Origin of the sequence: Sphaerisporangium sp. NBC_01403, from assembly GCF_045040145.1 — a bacterium.
Taxonomy (GTDB): Bacteria; Actinomycetota; Actinomycetes; order Streptosporangiales; family Streptosporangiaceae; genus Sphaerisporangium; species Sphaerisporangium viridialbum.
On record NZ_CP109534.1, the window covers coordinates 2,557,030 to 2,572,435 of the forward strand.

The window sequence follows — 15,406 nt, forward strand, 5'->3', positions numbered from 1 at the left end:
TCGAGCACCTCCTCGTGAGGCCTGACAAGCTGGCATAACAGCGTTATGTAAAAAATAACGGTGTTATGCCATACTGTCAAGGTGAGTCCACGCCGATCGAACCCGCAGACACGTTCCACCCTGGTCGACATCGCGGCACGGCTGCTCGCCGACGAGGGTCCCCAGGCGCTGTCGGCCCGCCGCATCGCCGCCGAGGCGGGCAGCTCGACCATGGCCGTCTACACGAACTTCGGCGGGATGAGCGGGCTGGTGCGGGAGATGGTGTACGAGGGGTTCGCCCGCCTCGAGGCCTACTTCTCCCACGTCGCCACGACCTCCGACCCCGTCGCCGACATGACCCTGTTCGGGCGGGCGTACCGGCACAACGCCCTCACCAACCCGCACCTGTACGCCGTCATGTTCGGCGGGGCGTCGCTGGCCGGCTTCTGTCTCACCGCGGAGGACCGCCAGTACGGCCGGTACACCCTGACCACCGTGGTGGAGTGCGCGAACCGGTGCATCGCGGCCGACCGGTTCCGCACAGGGGACGCCGAGCTGGTCGCCCACCAGCTGTGGACCGCGATCCACGGGCTGGTGACCCTCGAACTGGGCGACTACCTCATCGACCCCTGCAACGCCGACGTGGTGTTCGAGGCCCAGCTGACCACCCTGATGGTCGGCGTCGGCGACACCGTGGAGTCCGCCACCCGGTCGGTGGCCTCGTCCCGCCGCCGGCTGAAGAAGGAGATCGAGGACGTGAGCCCGCACCCGTCCGTGGGGGAGAGGTTTCCGCGCGAGCGCACCGTCTGACCGCGAAACAAGGTGGTGCCCGCCATGCCCAGCCCTCGCCTTCTGGCGCGACGAGGCTTCCCGGTCCATGAGGCGCTCATCGACCGTCAGGGGCCGAGGCGCAGGAGCTTGCCGAGGAGCGCGCCCAGTTGGCCGCGCTCCTCAGGGGTGAGGGCCTGAAAGGTGTCATCGAGGAAGGGCGCGATCGACGTCTCGGCCTGAGCGAGCCGCTGCCGTCCCGAGTCGGTGATGGTGACGGCGTAGGAGCGCCGGTCATGGGGATTGCGTTCCCTGCGCACGTAGCCCGCCTGCTCCAGGTCGTCGCAGACGCTGACCATGACGCTGCGGTCAATGCGCAGCTCCTCGCTGAGCCTCTGCTGAGAGCAAGGGCCGACGGCGTCGAGCATCCGCAGCACCAGGTGCGGCCCGACGCCCAGCCCTTCCTCGGCGGCGTGCGCGTCGGCGGCCCGTGCCACGGCGGCGGAGGCCCGGCACAGGGCGATGTCCAGGCGCTCGGCCGCGAGCCGCGGGAAGTAGGACGGCCGCGCCTGGTCGGCTGTCTTGGTCGACATGGATCTCCTTTTCTGGTGGATGGCCAGCCTACCAGGCATAGTCTGTATGCCAATCGTTTGACAGTAGATAATCGGCGCCCATACGGTACGCATCGTCTGTCAACAGATTGTTCGCGCTCAGATGGAGAGTGATCGTGACACGAACCGACGGGGGTCTACTCGCTGGCCGGGTTCGTCGCCGTCCTCTACCTGCAGCACGTTCTCGGCTACACCGCGCCGAACACCGGACTCGGGATCGTCCCTATGGGCCTGGCCATCGTCTCATCGCGCACTTCGGCCTGCGCGCCCGCCATTTCGTGTCGACCGCCACCGCGTAAGGAACAGATCATGACGTTGGATCTCACCCCCGACGAACTGCTGAGCACGACCCGGGCCGTGCGTAAGCGGCTCGACCTCACCCGACCGGTGCCGCGCGAGCTGATCGAGCAATGCGTGGACCTGGCCACCCAGGCCCCCACCGGCCGGAATCGGCAGCGCTGGCACTTCCTGGTGGTCACAGAAGAGGCACAGCGGCAGGTCGTGGCGGACATCTTCCGCCGCGCGCTCGCCACCGGCGGCGGCCGTCCTCCGCACGAGAGGGATCTGCCCCGCATGTACGCCCACCCCGGCTCCATGGAGCGGATCGCCGATGGCCTGCGGCACCTGTACGACAACATCCACCGCGTGCCCGCCTTCGTCATCCCCGCGGTGGAGGGCCGCACGGACGGGGCCTCGGTGCTCGACCAGTCCATGACCTGGGGCTCGATCCTGCCGGCGGTGTGGAGCTTCATGCTCGCCGCCCGCGCCAGGGGGCTCGGCACCGTATGGACAACGGCGCAGGCCCCGCTCGAGCGTGAGCTGTCCAAGGCGCTGGGCGTGCCGTACCACGAGGTCATGCTGGCCGCGTTCACGCCGCTGGCCTTCACCGTCGGCACCGATTTCAAGCCCGCCAGGCGGATCCCGCGCGAGCAGGTCCTGCACTGGCAACGGTGGTGAGGGGCGGCCACGATGTATCAGCCGGAGGCCATCCGGGTCCTACTCGGCGACGAAGGCCGGATGGCGGCCACACATCCGAACGGAACCACGATGGAACCAGACCGCTTCGGCGAGCAGATCTCCCAGATCGTCAAGGCCATGGGAACCCCGCTCGCCATCGGAAGTCCGACGACGGCTATCCCCTCAACGCCTGCGAGAAGGACTTCATCCTCGCCCGGAGGTCCGACGCCGAAGGCGTGGCCGCGCACGTCCGCTCGGCCGGCCTGGCCGCGGCGGTGGCGTCCGCCGGCGACCCGGCCACGTGACCGCGCGGCCCTGCGGCCGGGCACCTGGAGGCCCCAGGAGGTGGAGCTGGACCCCCGCCTGCCCTGATCCTCAGCCCAGTTGCTCGGGTTCCGGCGGGAGTGCCGCATCGCTCCCGCCGGGCACGGTGAAGGCGAGCGGGAGGCACAGGACGAACCGCGCGCCGCGCGCGCTGTCCTGGATGGTCAGGGTGCCGCCCGCCATCTCGGCGATCTGCTGGGCGATCGGCAGGCCGAGGCCGGTGCCGCCGGAGTCCCTGCTGCGCGCGGCGTCCAGCCGGGCGAACCGCTGGAACACCAGCTCGCGCTTGTCGGGGGCGATGCCGGCGCCGTCGTCGAGGACCTCCAGCACCGCCGCCCCGGCGGCGAAGGGCCCGGCGCCCGTGCCCGGGGCCCGGGACACCGTGACGGTGATCGTGGTGTCGGCGTGCCGCTCGGCGTTGTCGACCAGGTTGGTGACCAGCCGGGCGAGCCGGATCCGGTCACCCATCACCAGCACGTCCTTTCCCAGGACGCATTCGAGCCGCTTGACCGGGTGGCGCGCCTCCATCTCCGCGGTGACCAGCTCGGCCAGGTCGATCGGGTCGCGGGAGCCGGGCGTGCCGGCGTCCAGCCGGGCGAGGGTGAGCAGGTCGGCCACGATCGCCTGGAGCCGGTCCAGGCCGCCGAGTACGGCCCGGCCGGTCGCGGGCCAGTTGTGGCTCTGGGAGGCCATCAGCGCGTCCTCCACCTCGGCGCGGATGGCGGTGATCGGGCTGCGCAGGTCGTGGGAGGCGTCGGAGGCGAGCCTGCGCTGCTGCTCCATCGCCGCCTGGAGCCTCCCCAGGGTGTGGTTGACGCTCTGCGCCAGGTCATGGATCTCGTCCTCGCCCTTGGGAACGGGGACCCTGCGGCCAGGGCAGGTGGCGTTGATCTCGTCCAGCTCCGACCGGATGGCGTACACCGGGTCCAGGGACGCGCCGACGACCCGGTGGGCGCCGTACGTGATGCCGGCGGTCAGCAGCAGCGCGCTGCCGATCACGAGCGCGGAGATCATCGGATGGACCAGGGGAGGGATGACCGGGGCGGCGCTGTAGACGGTCCAGATCTCGCCGGAGCGCTCCACCTGCCGGGCGGCCACGATGTCGCACTCCCCTCGGGGAAAGGCGTGGTCGCACACGATCGAGGTGCCGCTGTCGTGCTCGTCCATCAGCTCGAGGCGCGCCATGGCGGGCTTGCCGCGCATCTCCTCGGACGCGGCCACCACCCTGCCCGCAGGATCGATCACCTGGTGCTTGCGGACCACGCCGTGCCGTATCGGGCTGTGGAGATGGCCCCGATCGGTGTCGGCGGCGATCCGTCCGGCCGAGCCGACGACCTCCTCGGTGAGGTACTCGGTGGCAAGGCGCTGGATTGCCACGAGCAGGACGGTGGCGAGCATGGCGGAAAACAGCGCGGCGACCGCGCCGGCGTACAGCGTGAGCCGGGTCCTGACCGGCAGTCGATGACGAAAATTCATCCCAAACCCCCCATAGCAGTCGACCACACCAGGGAGATGCGGGTGGCCGTGGGGGGGCGGGCACGCGGGTAGATACGGTTACGCCCTGCGAGAAGTACCGCACAATGCGTATCAGAACCGGCCGGGCTGGTGATCCTGTTCGGGGCCGGTTACGGCGGCCAGCCAGGCGCGGCCGGCGCGCAGCGCGTCCTCCAGGGGTGTCGGCGCGGGGTGCCACTTGTGCTCCCACTCCAGGCTCAGCCACCCACCGTAACCGGCGTCACGCAGGGCGATGAGCACCGGCCGCAGCGGCAGCATGCCGTCGCCGAGCGGCACGGGCGTGGGGTCCTCGGCCGAGGCCCGGTCCTTCACCTGCACGTGGGCGAGCCACGGCGCCAGAGCCGCCGCCGTCCCCGCGACCGTCTCCCCGGCCATCCACGGGTGGGCGACGTCCCAGATGGCGCGCACCTCCGGGCTGCCCACCTCGGACAGCACGCGGGCGACGTCCCGGCCCCTCGGGTGGGAGTCGTGCGTCTCCAGCCAGATCTCGACGCCCCGCGGCAGCCCGCGCGCCGCGGCGCGGAGCCGGCGTACCGCGCGCGCATCGTCATCACCTTCACGAAGGCCTCCGGGGAACACGCGAACCGCGCCCGCGCCGAGGTCGCGCGCCAGTTCCGCCTCGGCGAGCAGGGCGGTCACGACCTCGTCGTCCTCGACGCCGGCCGCCGCCACCTTCACGTAGGAGGCGACGCACAGGACGGTCGCGCCCGCCAGCGCGGACCGCGCCGCCCTCCTGCCTTCGGGGGAGAGCCCCCGGTGGACGGGTTCGTCCGGTGCGGAACGCAACTCCAGGCCCGGCCAGCCGGTGCGCGCGGCCATCGCGGCGACCTCGGCCAGCGGGAGCCCGGAGCAGCCGAGGGTGGAGAAGCTCAGTTTGCTCATACCGCAGACGGTACAGATGCGAAATCTCCGCGTGCGGCGCGTTCGCAACCCGTTTTCGTGGGCAGCGGGCAGGTGTGGTTGATCGTGAAGCCCGCGGAGGGCGGCGTCGCCGGTGTCCCGTGTCTCTCACGGGGCCCATCGCAGGGTCTATCGCAGGACGGGGTGACCTCTGACGGTGCCGTGGACAGACGCTCCGTGGCGGATCACCACAACGCGGTTGAGCGGTTGTGCCGGACAGCTGGGGGGCTCACGTGCCGGCGGCCGCCGTGGCGTGGCCGGGCCGATGAGACGCCCCCTCGCTCATTACGTCGCGGGGTCGCGACAGAGGCGGGGTCGATGATGAGGGTCGTGGGAATCGCGGGCAGCCTGCTGTCGAAGGCGTACGTCCGCAGGCTGCTGGAGGCCTCGGGACGGGAGCTGCCCGCGCCGGCGGTGTTCGAGATCTGGGACGGGCTCGACCAGGTGCCGCCCTTCGAGGACGGCCCGCTCCCGCGCCCGGTGGACGAGCTCTGCCACGCCCTGTCCGGCGCGGACGGCATGCTGGTCACCGCGCCGGGGCACAGCGTGCTGCCGCCCCAGCTCGGCCACGCGCTCGACTGGATGTCCTCCCAGCATGGCGGCACGGTGCTGCTGGGCAAGCCGGTGGTCGTGGTGACGTCCTGCCTGCGTCCCTACGAGGCGCTGTGGACGCAGACCCAGCTGCGCCGAGCCCTCGGAGCCGCGGGCGCGGTCGTGTACGGCGCCGACGCGACCGTCGCCCCGGGTCTCGGCCAGTTCGACTCCGCCGGGAGGATCGCCGACCCCGCGTTCCGCGAGCGGCTCCGCGAGGTGCTGTCGCACCTGTCCTCGACGTCGCTGGCCAAGTCCTCCGCGTGAGCGCGGGGTGCGTCCCGGGTCGCTCCTCCGCGACCCGCGCCGGCGCGAGGTCTTGCGGGACTCGGTTGAGCGCGCGACCCTCCCTGCCCTAAGATCGTGAGCTGTGACGTTCACGTTCTTCTTCCACCTGCGTTAGTCCCCGCCGGCGAAGCGAGGCAGGACCCGTCGTCGGCGAGGCGGGGCGGCGGAGCGCTGCCCCGGGCTGACGTGGGAGAAGAACGATCACTATGCGCATTCGCGCGTTTTTTCTCACCGCCCCGCGTCCCAGTGTCCCCGCCGTCTCGTGACGGCGGCGAACCTGGTGGCGCGGTGCGTTCACGGGCTGGAGCCGACGGTCGCGGCCGAAGTACTCCAGCGTGGACTCGGCGTGATCACCCATCTCGGGCATCGCGAGGTCCACTTCCGCACGTGCCGATCGGAGTCGCGGGCCGTCGAACTGCGCACCGCCGACGACGTGTTCCTGCTGGCCGCGCGGTGCGCCGACGTCGGCGCGGCCAAGGAGGGCGCCGCGGCGCTCGCCCGGCTCGCCGACCTCGCCGATCTCGGCTCGCTGCCGCGGCAGCGCGAGAGCCATGGAGGGCCGGGCGCGCTCACCGGCGTCGAGGTGTCGGCGTCGTTCCTGGGCAGGCGCAACTTCAACCGCCATGACGTCGAGGACGCCGTCGGGCACGCCCTGGCGCGCCGGCTGGGGATCGGCTACCACTCGCGGCGGGAGGGGGCCGCGCCCCCGTCCGCCCACAGTGGCTGGCGGGTGACCCTCGACGGTACGCGGGCCACCCTCATGCTGCGGATCGCCGGCCGGCCCCTGCATCGACGCGACTACAAACGGTGTTCGGTGCCGGGGACCCTGCATCCTCCGCTGGCCGCCGCCATGGCGGGGATGGCCGACATCCGCCCAGGTCAGACCGTTCTCGACCCCTGCTGCGGAGCCGGGACCCTGCTGATCGAGGCCTGGCGGCAACAGCCGGAGGCCCGGTTCCGCGGCTTCGACCTGGCCTCGGAGGCGTTGCGGGCGGCGGGAGAGAACCTCGCCGGGCTGCCCATCACGGTCGGCCGGGCTGACGCCGGCCGCCTGCCGGTGCCGGACGGGAGTGCCGACCGGGTGCTGAGCAATCCGCCCTGGGGTGGTCAGGTCGCCGCCCGAGGCCTGCTCGCCGCGTCCTCCTCACCCTGGTGGGCGGAGCTCCGCCGCGTCCTCGCACCCGGTGGGACGGCCGTGGTCCTGCTGCCGGGCGTCGGCGATCTGCCCATGGGGATCCGGCACCAACTCGTCCCCGTGCACGTCCAGCGAGTACGGGTCTCCGGGGCGCAGTCGTTCCTCGTCCGGCTGACGGCGCCCGGCGGGCGGGGGCGTACGCGAGGGGGCGCCCAGGGGTACTGACGGGTCTATGGGCTGGTGACCCGACCTCCAGCGCGGGCTCCGAGTGATCATCCGTCAAGGGGCCTTGCGCGGGCTCATCGCGGTCAGGGCCACCAGGAGGGGGACGGTGACGAGGAAGGCGAGGCGGAGGTCGGCCACCTGGCCGAGGGCGGCCAGGGCGGCCGGCGCGAGCAGGACGGCCGTACCCGAGGCCAGGGCGCCAAGGGAGGCCGAGTGCGAGCCACGCAGGTCCGGGGTCGCGACGAGGTCGGCGAGGGTCACGGGGTAGAGGGGCGCGACGCCGAGGCCCGCGAGCGCGAGGCCGGCGGCGACCGGCACGGGTCCGTTCGTGGCGACGACCAGCAGCGCCCCGGCGGCGATCGTCACCGTGCAGAGGGGGACGATGCGGACGCGCTGGATCAGGCGGGGCGCGCCGATGCGTCCCAGTGCCATGCCGATGGCGAACGCGCCGCCCAGCCCGGCCGCCTCACCGGGCGTCACGCCGGTCTCCTGAAGCCGGGCCACCGCCCACACGGCGAAGCAGAACTCCACCGACACGGCCAGTGTCACGCGCGTCCACCGCCTGGCCACCTCCCGCCGCGACACCGGCTCCCGACGCCCACTCCCCAAATCCACACCGGCCGTACCGACACCCCTCGAACCCGCACCAGTCGTGCCGTGGCGTGTGGTGAGTGACGCGGCGATCAGCAGGGGCGGGACGGCCGCGAGAAGTACGAGGCGCCCGCTGGGGCCGAGGGAGTCGAGCGCGCCCAGGGCCAAGGGGGCGAGGACGCCCGCGGTACTGGACGCGGCGTTGACCCTGGTCAGCCGCACCGCCACCCCGGGGCCGTCCAGCAGCGCCGGGGTGACCAGGACGAGCCCGGCGCCGCCGAGGCCGAGGAGCAGCGCGCCGCCGACGGCCAGAGCGGGGGAGGGGGCGAGGGCGAGCAGCGCGGCACCGGAGGCGAGGACCAGCGCGCCGGCGCGAAGGGTGGGCCGCGGGCCGCGCCGCAGGAGGACGGGCCCCGCGGCGGCGGCCACCAGCAGGCCGGCGCCGAAGGCGGAGGCGAGCCACGCGATGCTCCCCACCGGGACGCTCAGGTCGCGCGACAGCATCACCAGGGTGGCGCCCAGGCTGGTCACACAGAAACCCAGCGCGGCCTGTGCGATCCCGACCTGCAGGTCGCCGCGCGCGTCACGGGCCGGTCCCGTCCCGCTCGCCGGTGCCTCGGGAGTGGGCGAAGCGGGCATGCCCTTCATGCCGTCACCACCGCCGCTGCGGCGTCCACCCCGTACTCGGCGGCCCATGCCGTCCACGCGCGCTCGACGGCGGCGTCGGAGTCCACCGGCGTGCCGTCCGTGTCGAGGAGGACGGCGTCCACGTCTCTCAGGTCCATTCGGCCCTCCCGCTTGTACCCGTCGCACGAGCATAAGACGATGGCTGCTACCGGATCATCGGCCAGTGCCACCGCCTCTTCCAGGTTGTGCTCGGGGTGCGGGGCGATCGCCACGTCGATGCCGCTTGACGTGCGCGAGTGGTCCTGCGTCTGTGGCGCGGTGCCTGACCGGGACGTGAACGCCGCTGTGAGCGGGGCGGCGCCCAGTGAACCGCTTCGAGTCAGGCGTGGCCGCCCACGGTGACCTGGCCGATCGTCAGCCGGGGAGTGCCTTCGAGGATCTCCCCGACGCGTCGCACCTGGTCGTCCAGCTCGTCGCGCTGTGCGGAGGTGAGTGAGACGAGAGGCTCCACGGTGATGTGCAGCGTGCGGCCGGAGCGGCGCTGGTGCCACAGCCCGGCCACCACCCCGTCGACGAGCATCGCCTGGAAGTTGCCGGGCAGCACGCGTTGTGCGGCCCGTCCGGGATAGAGCAGCTCGGGGGGCTGGTTGCCCACCCGGTAGGCGTATCCATCGAAGTAGGGCAGCAGCCGTACGCCCCGGGGCGGATCGGACGGAGCCTCGGTGTCCCCAGCCGTCACCCAGGCGCGGGCGCCCTCCACCTCCACCTCCCGTAGCTCCCCGGACAGGGAGTCGAACAGGTCACCCGCCCACCGCGCCGGCGCGGCCAGCCAGTGCGCGAACCGCTTCGGCGTGGACGGGCCGTACGCGTGCAGGTAGCCGTGCACGACGTGGGCCAGGGCCGCCCGAGGCTCGGCGGGCCGGAAGCCGGGCAGATGGCGGCGCGGGCTGGTGTAGGTGACCTTGCGCCCGCGGCCGGGCCCGAAGCACAGCACGCCCCGTATCCCCGCCAGGTGAATGACCTGGCGCCACCGTGGCCACATCCCCTGGAACGCGGGCATGACCAGGTCGCCCGCCCACGGGCCGGTGCGATGGACCACCGCGTCGCCGAGCTCGTCCACCGTCAGCTCGGCGTCCTCCAGCGCGTCCGCGATCGCCCGCACGACCTGCTCGGCCTGCTCGGGCGTCAGCCGCACGCCGTCCGGAAAAGGGCTGGGGGAGAGCGGGATCGCGGACAGCGCGCCGACCCACAGGGGGAGGTCGCGGGCGGGCAGCAGGTGCACGGTGCCGCGCGGCCCGAAGGTCTTGACCAGGCTGTGCTCGCTCCACAGCGCTTCGCGGACGTCGCGTCGCGTGGCGCCGGCGATGCGCAGCCCGATCGACAGCTCGGCGGCCGGCATCACCTGGGCGTGAGTGCCCGCCATGGCGGCGGCGATGTCGGCGGGCTCGGCCTCCTTGCCGGGGGCCGCCAGGGCGTGCCGCGCCAGGCGCCGCGCGCACACCTCGGCCCATGACAGGCGCGGCACCCTCACCGGACGGTCGGTCGTCATGCGGAACTCCCTGGTGTGGCCGGACGGCGTTCGCCACCCGTACCCGGGCGGCGAACCACGACGTGGCCGACGCTAGGCCGCATTTAGGCCAGTTGCCGTCCTCATTGGCCGAGCCGCGCTACCTGCTGCGGCGCAGGAGCAGCGGGCCGAACCTCGACCGGGCGTGCTTCTGGAAGTCGTCGGCGTCGTTGACCCTCGGGAAGGGCTCGTCCGGCACCGGTACCTCCAGGAACTCGCACAGCGGCTCCCACCCCTGGCGGACCTCGAAGACGAGCAGCCGCTCAGGCGGGATCGCCGCCGTGACCTCCTCGATGTGCGCCTGGAAGGTCTTCAGCGCGTGCTCGGGGTCGCTCATGCGCCCGCCGAACACCCGCCGGTCGACGGTCAGCCCGCTCATCTTGGTGAACGCCGCGAAGTCGGTGCCCAGCAGGGAGGACAGCCGCAGCATCGTCTTTCCCATCAGCGTGCCGCCACGACCCCGCTGTTTGAGGATGGTGGCGTTCATGCTGGCCAGCCAGCGCTGGGGGTCCCGCACGGTCAGAAGGACCTTCGCCTCGGGGTAGTGCTCGGCCAGTTCGCGCCAGTAGGCGGCGGCGGGCCAGTCGACGCAGGAGCGGTAGCCGCCCATGAGCGCGTCCCAGCCGACCGGCCGGCCCTGGGCGATCGCGAGCCAGTCATGGATCTGCCCGGGGTTCTTGAAGACCTCCGTCATGTGGTAGCACGGCCCGAAACCGAGCCGCTCCAGGGCGGTCTTGAGGGACAGCGTTCCTGTACGGCCGAACCCCGCGCCGATGACCCGCATATTTCCCACCATTCCGATCGGGAACTGCCACAACTGGCCCGCAATCATGTTCCACCGATGTGGCAGGACGGGCAAGCGGACGCCTCTCAGGCGGACTTCTCGCGATGGCCTTCTGGGCCGGGGTGGTCGCGGGGGACCAGGGTCGGGTTGACGTTGTGGAGCACGGTGTCGCGGTCGATCACGACGCGGGCGACATCGTCCCGGCTCGGCACCTCGTACATCACGTTGAGCAGGATCTCCTCCAGGATCGCGCGGGTCGCCCGGGCGCCGGTGCGGCGGAGCAGCGCCTGCTCGGCGATCGCGCCGACGGCGTCCTCGGTGAACTCCAGCTCCACGCCGTCGAGCTCGAAGAGCCGCTGATACTGCTTGATGAGCGCGTTGCGCGGCTCGGTGAGGATCCGCGCCAGCGCCGTACGGTCCAGCGGCTGGAAGGTCGACACCACGGGGAGCCGGCCGGTGAGCTCCGGGATCAGCCCGAACCTGACCAGGTCCGCGGGCATGACCTCGGCGAAGGGGTCCGCCCTCTCGCGGTCCTGCCCGGTGCGGAGCGCGGCGCCGAACCCGGCGCCCCTGTGGCCGGTCCGCCGCTCGATGATCCGCTCCAGGCCGGCGAACGCGCCGCCGACGATGAACAGCACGTTGGTGGTGTCGATCTGGATGAACTCCTGGTGCGGGTGCTTGCGGCCGCCCTGCGGCGGGACCGAGGCGGTCGTGCCTTCGAGGATCTTCAGCAGCGCCTGCTGCACGCCCTCGCCGGAGACGTCGCGGGTGATGGAGGGGTTCTCGCTCCTGCGGGCGATCTTGTCGATCTCGTCGATGTAGACGATGCCCCTCTCGGCCTTCCTGACGTCGTAGCCGGCGGCCTGGAGCAGCTTGAGCAGGATGTTCTCGACGTCCTCACCGACGTACCCGGCCTCGGTCAGCGCGGTGGCGTCGGCGATCGCGAACGGGACGTCGAGCATGCGGGCGAGCGTCTGGACCAGGTAGGTCTTGCCGGAGCCGGTGGGGCCGACCAGCAGGATGTTGGACTTGCCCAGCTCGACCGGCTCCTCCCTTTCCGCTCCGGCCTGGATGCGCTTGTAGTGGTTGTAGACCGCCACCGAGAGCGTCTTCTTGGCGTTCTCCTGCCCGACGACGTACTGCTCCAGGAACGCGTGGATCTCCCTCGGCTTGGGCAGGTCCCGTGGCCCGGCCTCGGAGTGCTCGTCGAGCTCCTCCTCGATGAGCTCGTTGCACAGTTCGACGCACTCGTCGCAGATGCAGATGTGGCCGGGGCCCGCGATGAGCCTCCTGACCTGCTTCTGGCTCTTCCCGCAGAACGTGCACTTCAGCGGGTCGCCGTCACCGGTGCGTGGCACGCGAGAAGTCTCCTTGAGGTCGTGGGGCCCGGCTGTCAGAGGGTCACGGGCAGGGCGGTCAGCCGCCAGGTGCCAGGATCGGGCGCGCGCAGCCCGTCCGGGGGGACCGCGAGCGCGAGGCCGGGGAAGCGGCGCAGCAGTGCCGTGAGCGCGACCTCGGTCTGCACGCGGGCCAGCGACGCCCCGAGGCAGAAGTGCGGGCCGTGGGCGAAGCCCAGATGGCCCGCGGGCCCGGCGGCGCGGCCGACGTCGAACCTGCCGGGATCGGCGAACGCGCGCGGGTCGCGGTTGGCGGCGGCGATCGCGGCGGTGACGGCCTCTCCCTTGCGCACCTGCGTGCCGTGGAGCTCGACGTCCTCCCGCGCGTAGCGGGGGATCGACAGCAGCGTCGGCCCGCACCAGCGCACCAGCTCCTCGACGGCGAGCGGCATCAGCCCGGGATCCGCACGCAGCGCGGCGAGCTGCGCAGGGTGGGAGAGCAGGGCCACCACGGCGTTGGCGATGAGGTTCGTGGGGGTCTGTCCCGCCAGGACGAGGTGCCAGACGAGCGTGACCATCTGGGTGTCGTCGAGCCGGTCCCCGTCCTCGGCCTGCGCGCGGATCAGGTCGGAGAGCAGGTCGTCGCCGGGCTCCGCGCGCCGTCGCGCCGTCGCGGCCTTGGCGCCGTCCATGATCCCCGGCACGGCCTCGGCGAACCCCTGGCCCGACCCCGCCGCCACGATGGCCCCGTACGCGCGCCAACTCGGGCGGTCGGGCTCGGGGATGCCGACCAGCTCGCAGATGACCTCCATCGGCAACGGCCGTGCCAGGTGCCGCAGCAGGTCGACCGAGCCGTTCTCGGCATGGCCGGGCAGGTCGTCGAGCAGTCTCCCGGCGATCGGCTCGATCCGCGGCCGGAACTCGGCGGCGCGGCGCGCGGTGAAGGCGGGGGACACCAGCCTGCGCAGCCGGGCGTGCTCCGGCGCGGCCATCTCGGTCATCGTCCGCATGTACGGCAGGCAGTCCTCGGGCACGTCAGGCCGCATGAAGCTGTCGGCGTTGAGCTCGAAGCGAGGGTCGCCGAGCATCGCCCTGGCGTCCTCGTGCCGGGTGAGGGCCCACATGGGGGCTAGACCGGGGATCAGCAGTCGCGCCAGCGGTGAGCGCTCGCGGGCGTCCCCGTACGCCGTGAAGGGGTCGCGCAGGACCTCGGGGTCGGTGAGGTCGATCTCGGGAACGCCGCTCATGGATCCTCCTTTGAAATGGCATGAACACATGATCCCAACATCTGGATGGTCACGGTATCTTGGTTAGGCGCGCGCGGCAATCGGCGGACGCCGCCGGAGATGTCACGAAATGTCGCGAAATGTCACGAGGTCGTCGAGGGGGAAGGGGAGGCGATGGGCCGGCTCACCAGGGCCGAGATGCGCGAGCTCAACCGCGCCAAGGTGCTGGCCGCCGCGAGGGACGAGTTCACCGAGAGCGGCTTCCGCGAGGCCAAGATCGACGGCATCGCCGAGCGCGCGGGGCTCACCCGCGGCGCGGTCTACTCCAACTTCCCCGGGAAGCGAGCCCTCTACTTCGCCGTCCTGGCCGACCTCGCCGAACACCCGCCCGACGCGCCCTTCCCAGGCTCCGAGCACGAGCATGCCCGGCGCATGCCCGACATGCCTTACCCGGACCGCGACCTCGCCGGGCGTGCCTCCAAGGGGTCTCTCTCCGATCCCGGCCGCAGTGCCCGTGAGGCGCTCGGGGCGTTCGCCCGTGCCTGGGTCGCCAGGCTTCCTCTCGCCGGCGACGAGTGGAACGGCCCGGCGAGGCTCGGCATGGACCTGATGCCGGAGATCCTCGCCGACGAGCAGACCCGGCGGCCGTTCGCGCAGCTGATGAAGCTGGACGCGATCCTGCTAGGGCTCGCCCTGGAACGCCTGAGCCCAACCGGCGGATCGTCCGGCGCGGCGGCCGGGCGGCGGGTGCGTGTCGCGGAGGCCGTGCTCACGGCCCTGCACGGCACGAGCCAGATGGCGGCCGCCGCGCCCGGCTTCGGCGATCCCTTCGACGTCGTCAGCGTCTGCGAGCGGCTCGCCGGCCTTGAGCTCGACGACGTGTGGGCGCCCCCGCACCTGCCCTGGATCCCTGAGGCGCGGCCCGCCGACGAGCCGTGGTCACCGCCACAGATGCTGGACGCGGTGCGTGGCGAGCCCGCGCGGCCGGCCGTGGACGGTGTCGTGGCGATCCTCGGGCTGCACCGGCTCGAAGCTGTCGAGGAGGCGGTGCGTGCCGCGCCGCCCGGGGCGGAGCTCACCGCAGTCCTGGTCACCGGCGACCCCGACGAGCTCATGCCGCTGGCCCGGCTGGCCGTCGCAGAGATCCGCACCTGCCTGCGCGCGGCCTTCCCGCCGTCGGCGTGGCCCCGCCTGCGGGTGGTGTACGACGAGACCGGATCCCTCGCCGCGAGGGCCGGCGTGCCCGCCGTCGGGGACGGTACCGAGGCCGCGATCCGCGTCGAGGGTGGCAGCGTCGTCGCCCGGGCGGACGGCCGGGGCGCGTGCCACGCGGCGGCGACCGCCGGTCGTCATCGTCCCTAGCTCCGAGTGCCTAATAGGTGGGCCAGCAGCATATCCAGCGGCCGCGGCACGCGATCGAGATCGAGTGCCGCGACGAGCGGGCCAGAGTAGCGGATCTTGCGGCCACCGCCTGATCCCATGAACCGGCGTAGCTGGTCGTGAGTGGCGCGCCCGCGCCATGCGGGTTGCTTCTGGAGCGTGCGAAATGAGCTGAGCTCGCCCTCGGCATCGACAACGCGCTCAACCGTGGCGGTGTCGAGGGCGCGGATCAGCTCGTCTTCCAGGTCAGCGACGCACATGAAGAATCCGAGCGCCTCCAGATCGCTTCGGCTGAGATCGGATCCAAGGCCGGCGCGCTCGAGACCCCTCCGGAAGGCGCCTTCCTCCCCGACGTCGCACAGACCGGCCAGCCGGAGATCGCGACCGGGAGGGCCGAACCTGCCGATATACGTCCCGATGTTCGTGGCACCGCCCATCGCCACAAGGGAGATGCCTTCGGCCGCTAGGTTCCGGCCACGGCGCTCGGCCAACGCTTCGATGGCCGACTTGTCACTGGCTCCCTCGACCAGGACCACGGTTCGCGTGTCGCTCACGAGCCCAGCCTTGCACCGAACCTGGAGAGGTTCATCCCCTTTTACGC

16 protein-coding genes are annotated in these 15,406 nt (G+C 72.1%); 6 read left to right on the top strand and 10 right to left on the bottom strand.

The annotated features are described in order from the left end of the window. Positions 1 to 81 precede the first annotated feature (81 nt). Entirely contained in the window at positions 82 to 789 is a 708-nt protein-coding gene (locus OG589_RS11385) for a TetR/AcrR family transcriptional regulator (RefSeq protein WP_405148515.1), read from the top strand. Positions 790 to 875: 86 nt separating this feature from the next. On the opposite strand, the gene OG589_RS11390 is transcribed toward OG589_RS11385, so the two are convergent. Next, the gene (locus OG589_RS11390; RefSeq protein WP_405148517.1) at positions 876 to 1,340 is read right to left on the bottom strand and encodes a MarR family winged helix-turn-helix transcriptional regulator; all 465 of its coding nucleotides are present in this window, start codon (positions 1,338 to 1,340) and stop codon (positions 876 to 878) included. Between the two features lie 327 nt (positions 1,341 to 1,667). On the opposite strand from OG589_RS11390, the gene OG589_RS11395 reads away from it, so the two are divergent. Next, positions 1,668 to 2,315: a nitroreductase family protein gene (locus OG589_RS11395; RefSeq protein ID WP_405148518.1), complete on the top strand. Its 648-nt coding sequence runs from the start codon at positions 1,668 to 1,670 to the stop codon at positions 2,313 to 2,315. Between the two features lie 375 nt (positions 2,316 to 2,690). Here the strand turns inward: OG589_RS11395 and OG589_RS11400 are convergent, their stop codons facing one another. Both OG589_RS11400 and OG589_RS11405 read right to left on the bottom strand, forming a co-directional pair. Beyond that, complete coding sequence (locus tag OG589_RS11400) at positions 2,691 to 4,115, bottom strand: sensor histidine kinase (protein WP_405148519.1); 1,425 nt, start codon at positions 4,113 to 4,115, stop codon at positions 2,691 to 2,693. Between the two features lie 111 nt (positions 4,116 to 4,226). Next, positions 4,227 to 5,036: a sugar phosphate isomerase/epimerase family protein gene (locus OG589_RS11405; protein WP_405148521.1), complete on the bottom strand. Its 810-nt coding sequence runs from the start codon at positions 5,034 to 5,036 to the stop codon at positions 4,227 to 4,229. Between the two features lie 336 nt (positions 5,037 to 5,372). Between OG589_RS11405 and OG589_RS11410 the strand changes: the two genes are divergently transcribed. Together OG589_RS11410 and OG589_RS11415 are read left to right on the top strand one after the other, a co-directional pair. Beyond that, a complete protein-coding gene (locus OG589_RS11410) occupies positions 5,373 to 5,912 on the top strand; it encodes an NADPH-dependent FMN reductase (RefSeq protein WP_405148522.1) in 540 nt (179 codons plus the stop codon). A 283-nt stretch (positions 5,913 to 6,195) separates the two neighbouring features. Further along, positions 6,196 to 7,293 (top strand): TRM11 family SAM-dependent methyltransferase, encoded by a 1,098-nt coding sequence (locus OG589_RS11415; protein WP_405148524.1) that lies wholly within the window; start codon positions 6,196 to 6,198, stop codon positions 7,291 to 7,293. Positions 7,294 to 7,347: 54 nt separating this feature from the next. Here the strand turns inward: OG589_RS11415 and OG589_RS11420 are convergent, their stop codons facing one another. Both OG589_RS11420 and OG589_RS11425 read right to left on the bottom strand, forming a co-directional pair. After that, positions 7,348 to 8,532, bottom strand: a complete 1,185-nt coding sequence (locus OG589_RS11420) for a hypothetical protein (RefSeq protein ID WP_405148526.1) — start codon at positions 8,530 to 8,532, stop codon at positions 7,348 to 7,350. Further along, the gene (locus tag OG589_RS11425; protein WP_405148527.1) at positions 8,529 to 8,669 is read right to left on the bottom strand and encodes a hypothetical protein; all 141 of its coding nucleotides are present in this window, start codon (positions 8,667 to 8,669) and stop codon (positions 8,529 to 8,531) included. Before OG589_RS11425 ends, OG589_RS11420 begins: the two co-directional genes overlap by 4 nt. Positions 8,670 to 8,709: 40 nt before the next feature. On the opposite strand from OG589_RS11425, the gene OG589_RS11430 reads away from it, so the two are divergent. After that, complete coding sequence (locus OG589_RS11430; protein WP_405148529.1) at positions 8,710 to 8,913, top strand: zinc ribbon domain-containing protein; 204 nt, start codon at positions 8,710 to 8,712, stop codon at positions 8,911 to 8,913. On the opposite strand, the gene OG589_RS11435 is transcribed toward OG589_RS11430, so the two are convergent. The 4 genes from OG589_RS11435 to OG589_RS11450 form a co-directional block, all read right to left on the bottom strand. Continuing rightward, positions 8,891 to 10,060, bottom strand: a complete 1,170-nt coding sequence (locus OG589_RS11435; RefSeq protein ID WP_405148531.1) for a winged helix DNA-binding domain-containing protein — start codon at positions 10,058 to 10,060, stop codon at positions 8,891 to 8,893. The two genes, OG589_RS11430 and OG589_RS11435, sit on opposite strands and share 23 nt — an antisense overlap. Positions 10,061 to 10,178: 118 nt before the next feature. Beyond that, positions 10,179 to 10,862 (bottom strand): sulfotransferase family protein, encoded by a 684-nt coding sequence (locus OG589_RS11440; RefSeq protein ID WP_405148532.1) that lies wholly within the window; start codon positions 10,860 to 10,862, stop codon positions 10,179 to 10,181. Between the two features lie 86 nt (positions 10,863 to 10,948). Then, the gene (clpX, locus tag OG589_RS11445; RefSeq protein ID WP_405148533.1) at positions 10,949 to 12,220 is read right to left on the bottom strand and encodes an ATP-dependent Clp protease ATP-binding subunit ClpX; all 1,272 of its coding nucleotides are present in this window, start codon (positions 12,218 to 12,220) and stop codon (positions 10,949 to 10,951) included. Between the two features lie 35 nt (positions 12,221 to 12,255). Next, positions 12,256 to 13,446 carry a cytochrome P450 gene (locus OG589_RS11450; protein WP_405148535.1) on the bottom strand — a complete coding sequence of 397 codons (1,191 nt, stop codon included), beginning with the start codon at positions 13,444 to 13,446 and terminating at the stop codon, positions 12,256 to 12,258. Between the two features lie 153 nt (positions 13,447 to 13,599). Between OG589_RS11450 and OG589_RS11455 the strand changes: the two genes are divergently transcribed. Continuing rightward, entirely contained in the window at positions 13,600 to 14,787 is a 1,188-nt protein-coding gene (locus tag OG589_RS11455) for a TetR family transcriptional regulator (RefSeq protein WP_405152014.1), read from the top strand. Here OG589_RS11455 and OG589_RS11460 read toward each other — a convergent pair. After that, positions 14,784 to 15,359: a TOPRIM nucleotidyl transferase/hydrolase domain-containing protein gene (locus OG589_RS11460; protein ID WP_405148537.1), complete on the bottom strand. Its 576-nt coding sequence runs from the start codon at positions 15,357 to 15,359 to the stop codon at positions 14,784 to 14,786. The genes OG589_RS11455 and OG589_RS11460 overlap by 4 nt on opposite strands. Positions 15,360 to 15,406: the final 47 nt, after the last annotated feature.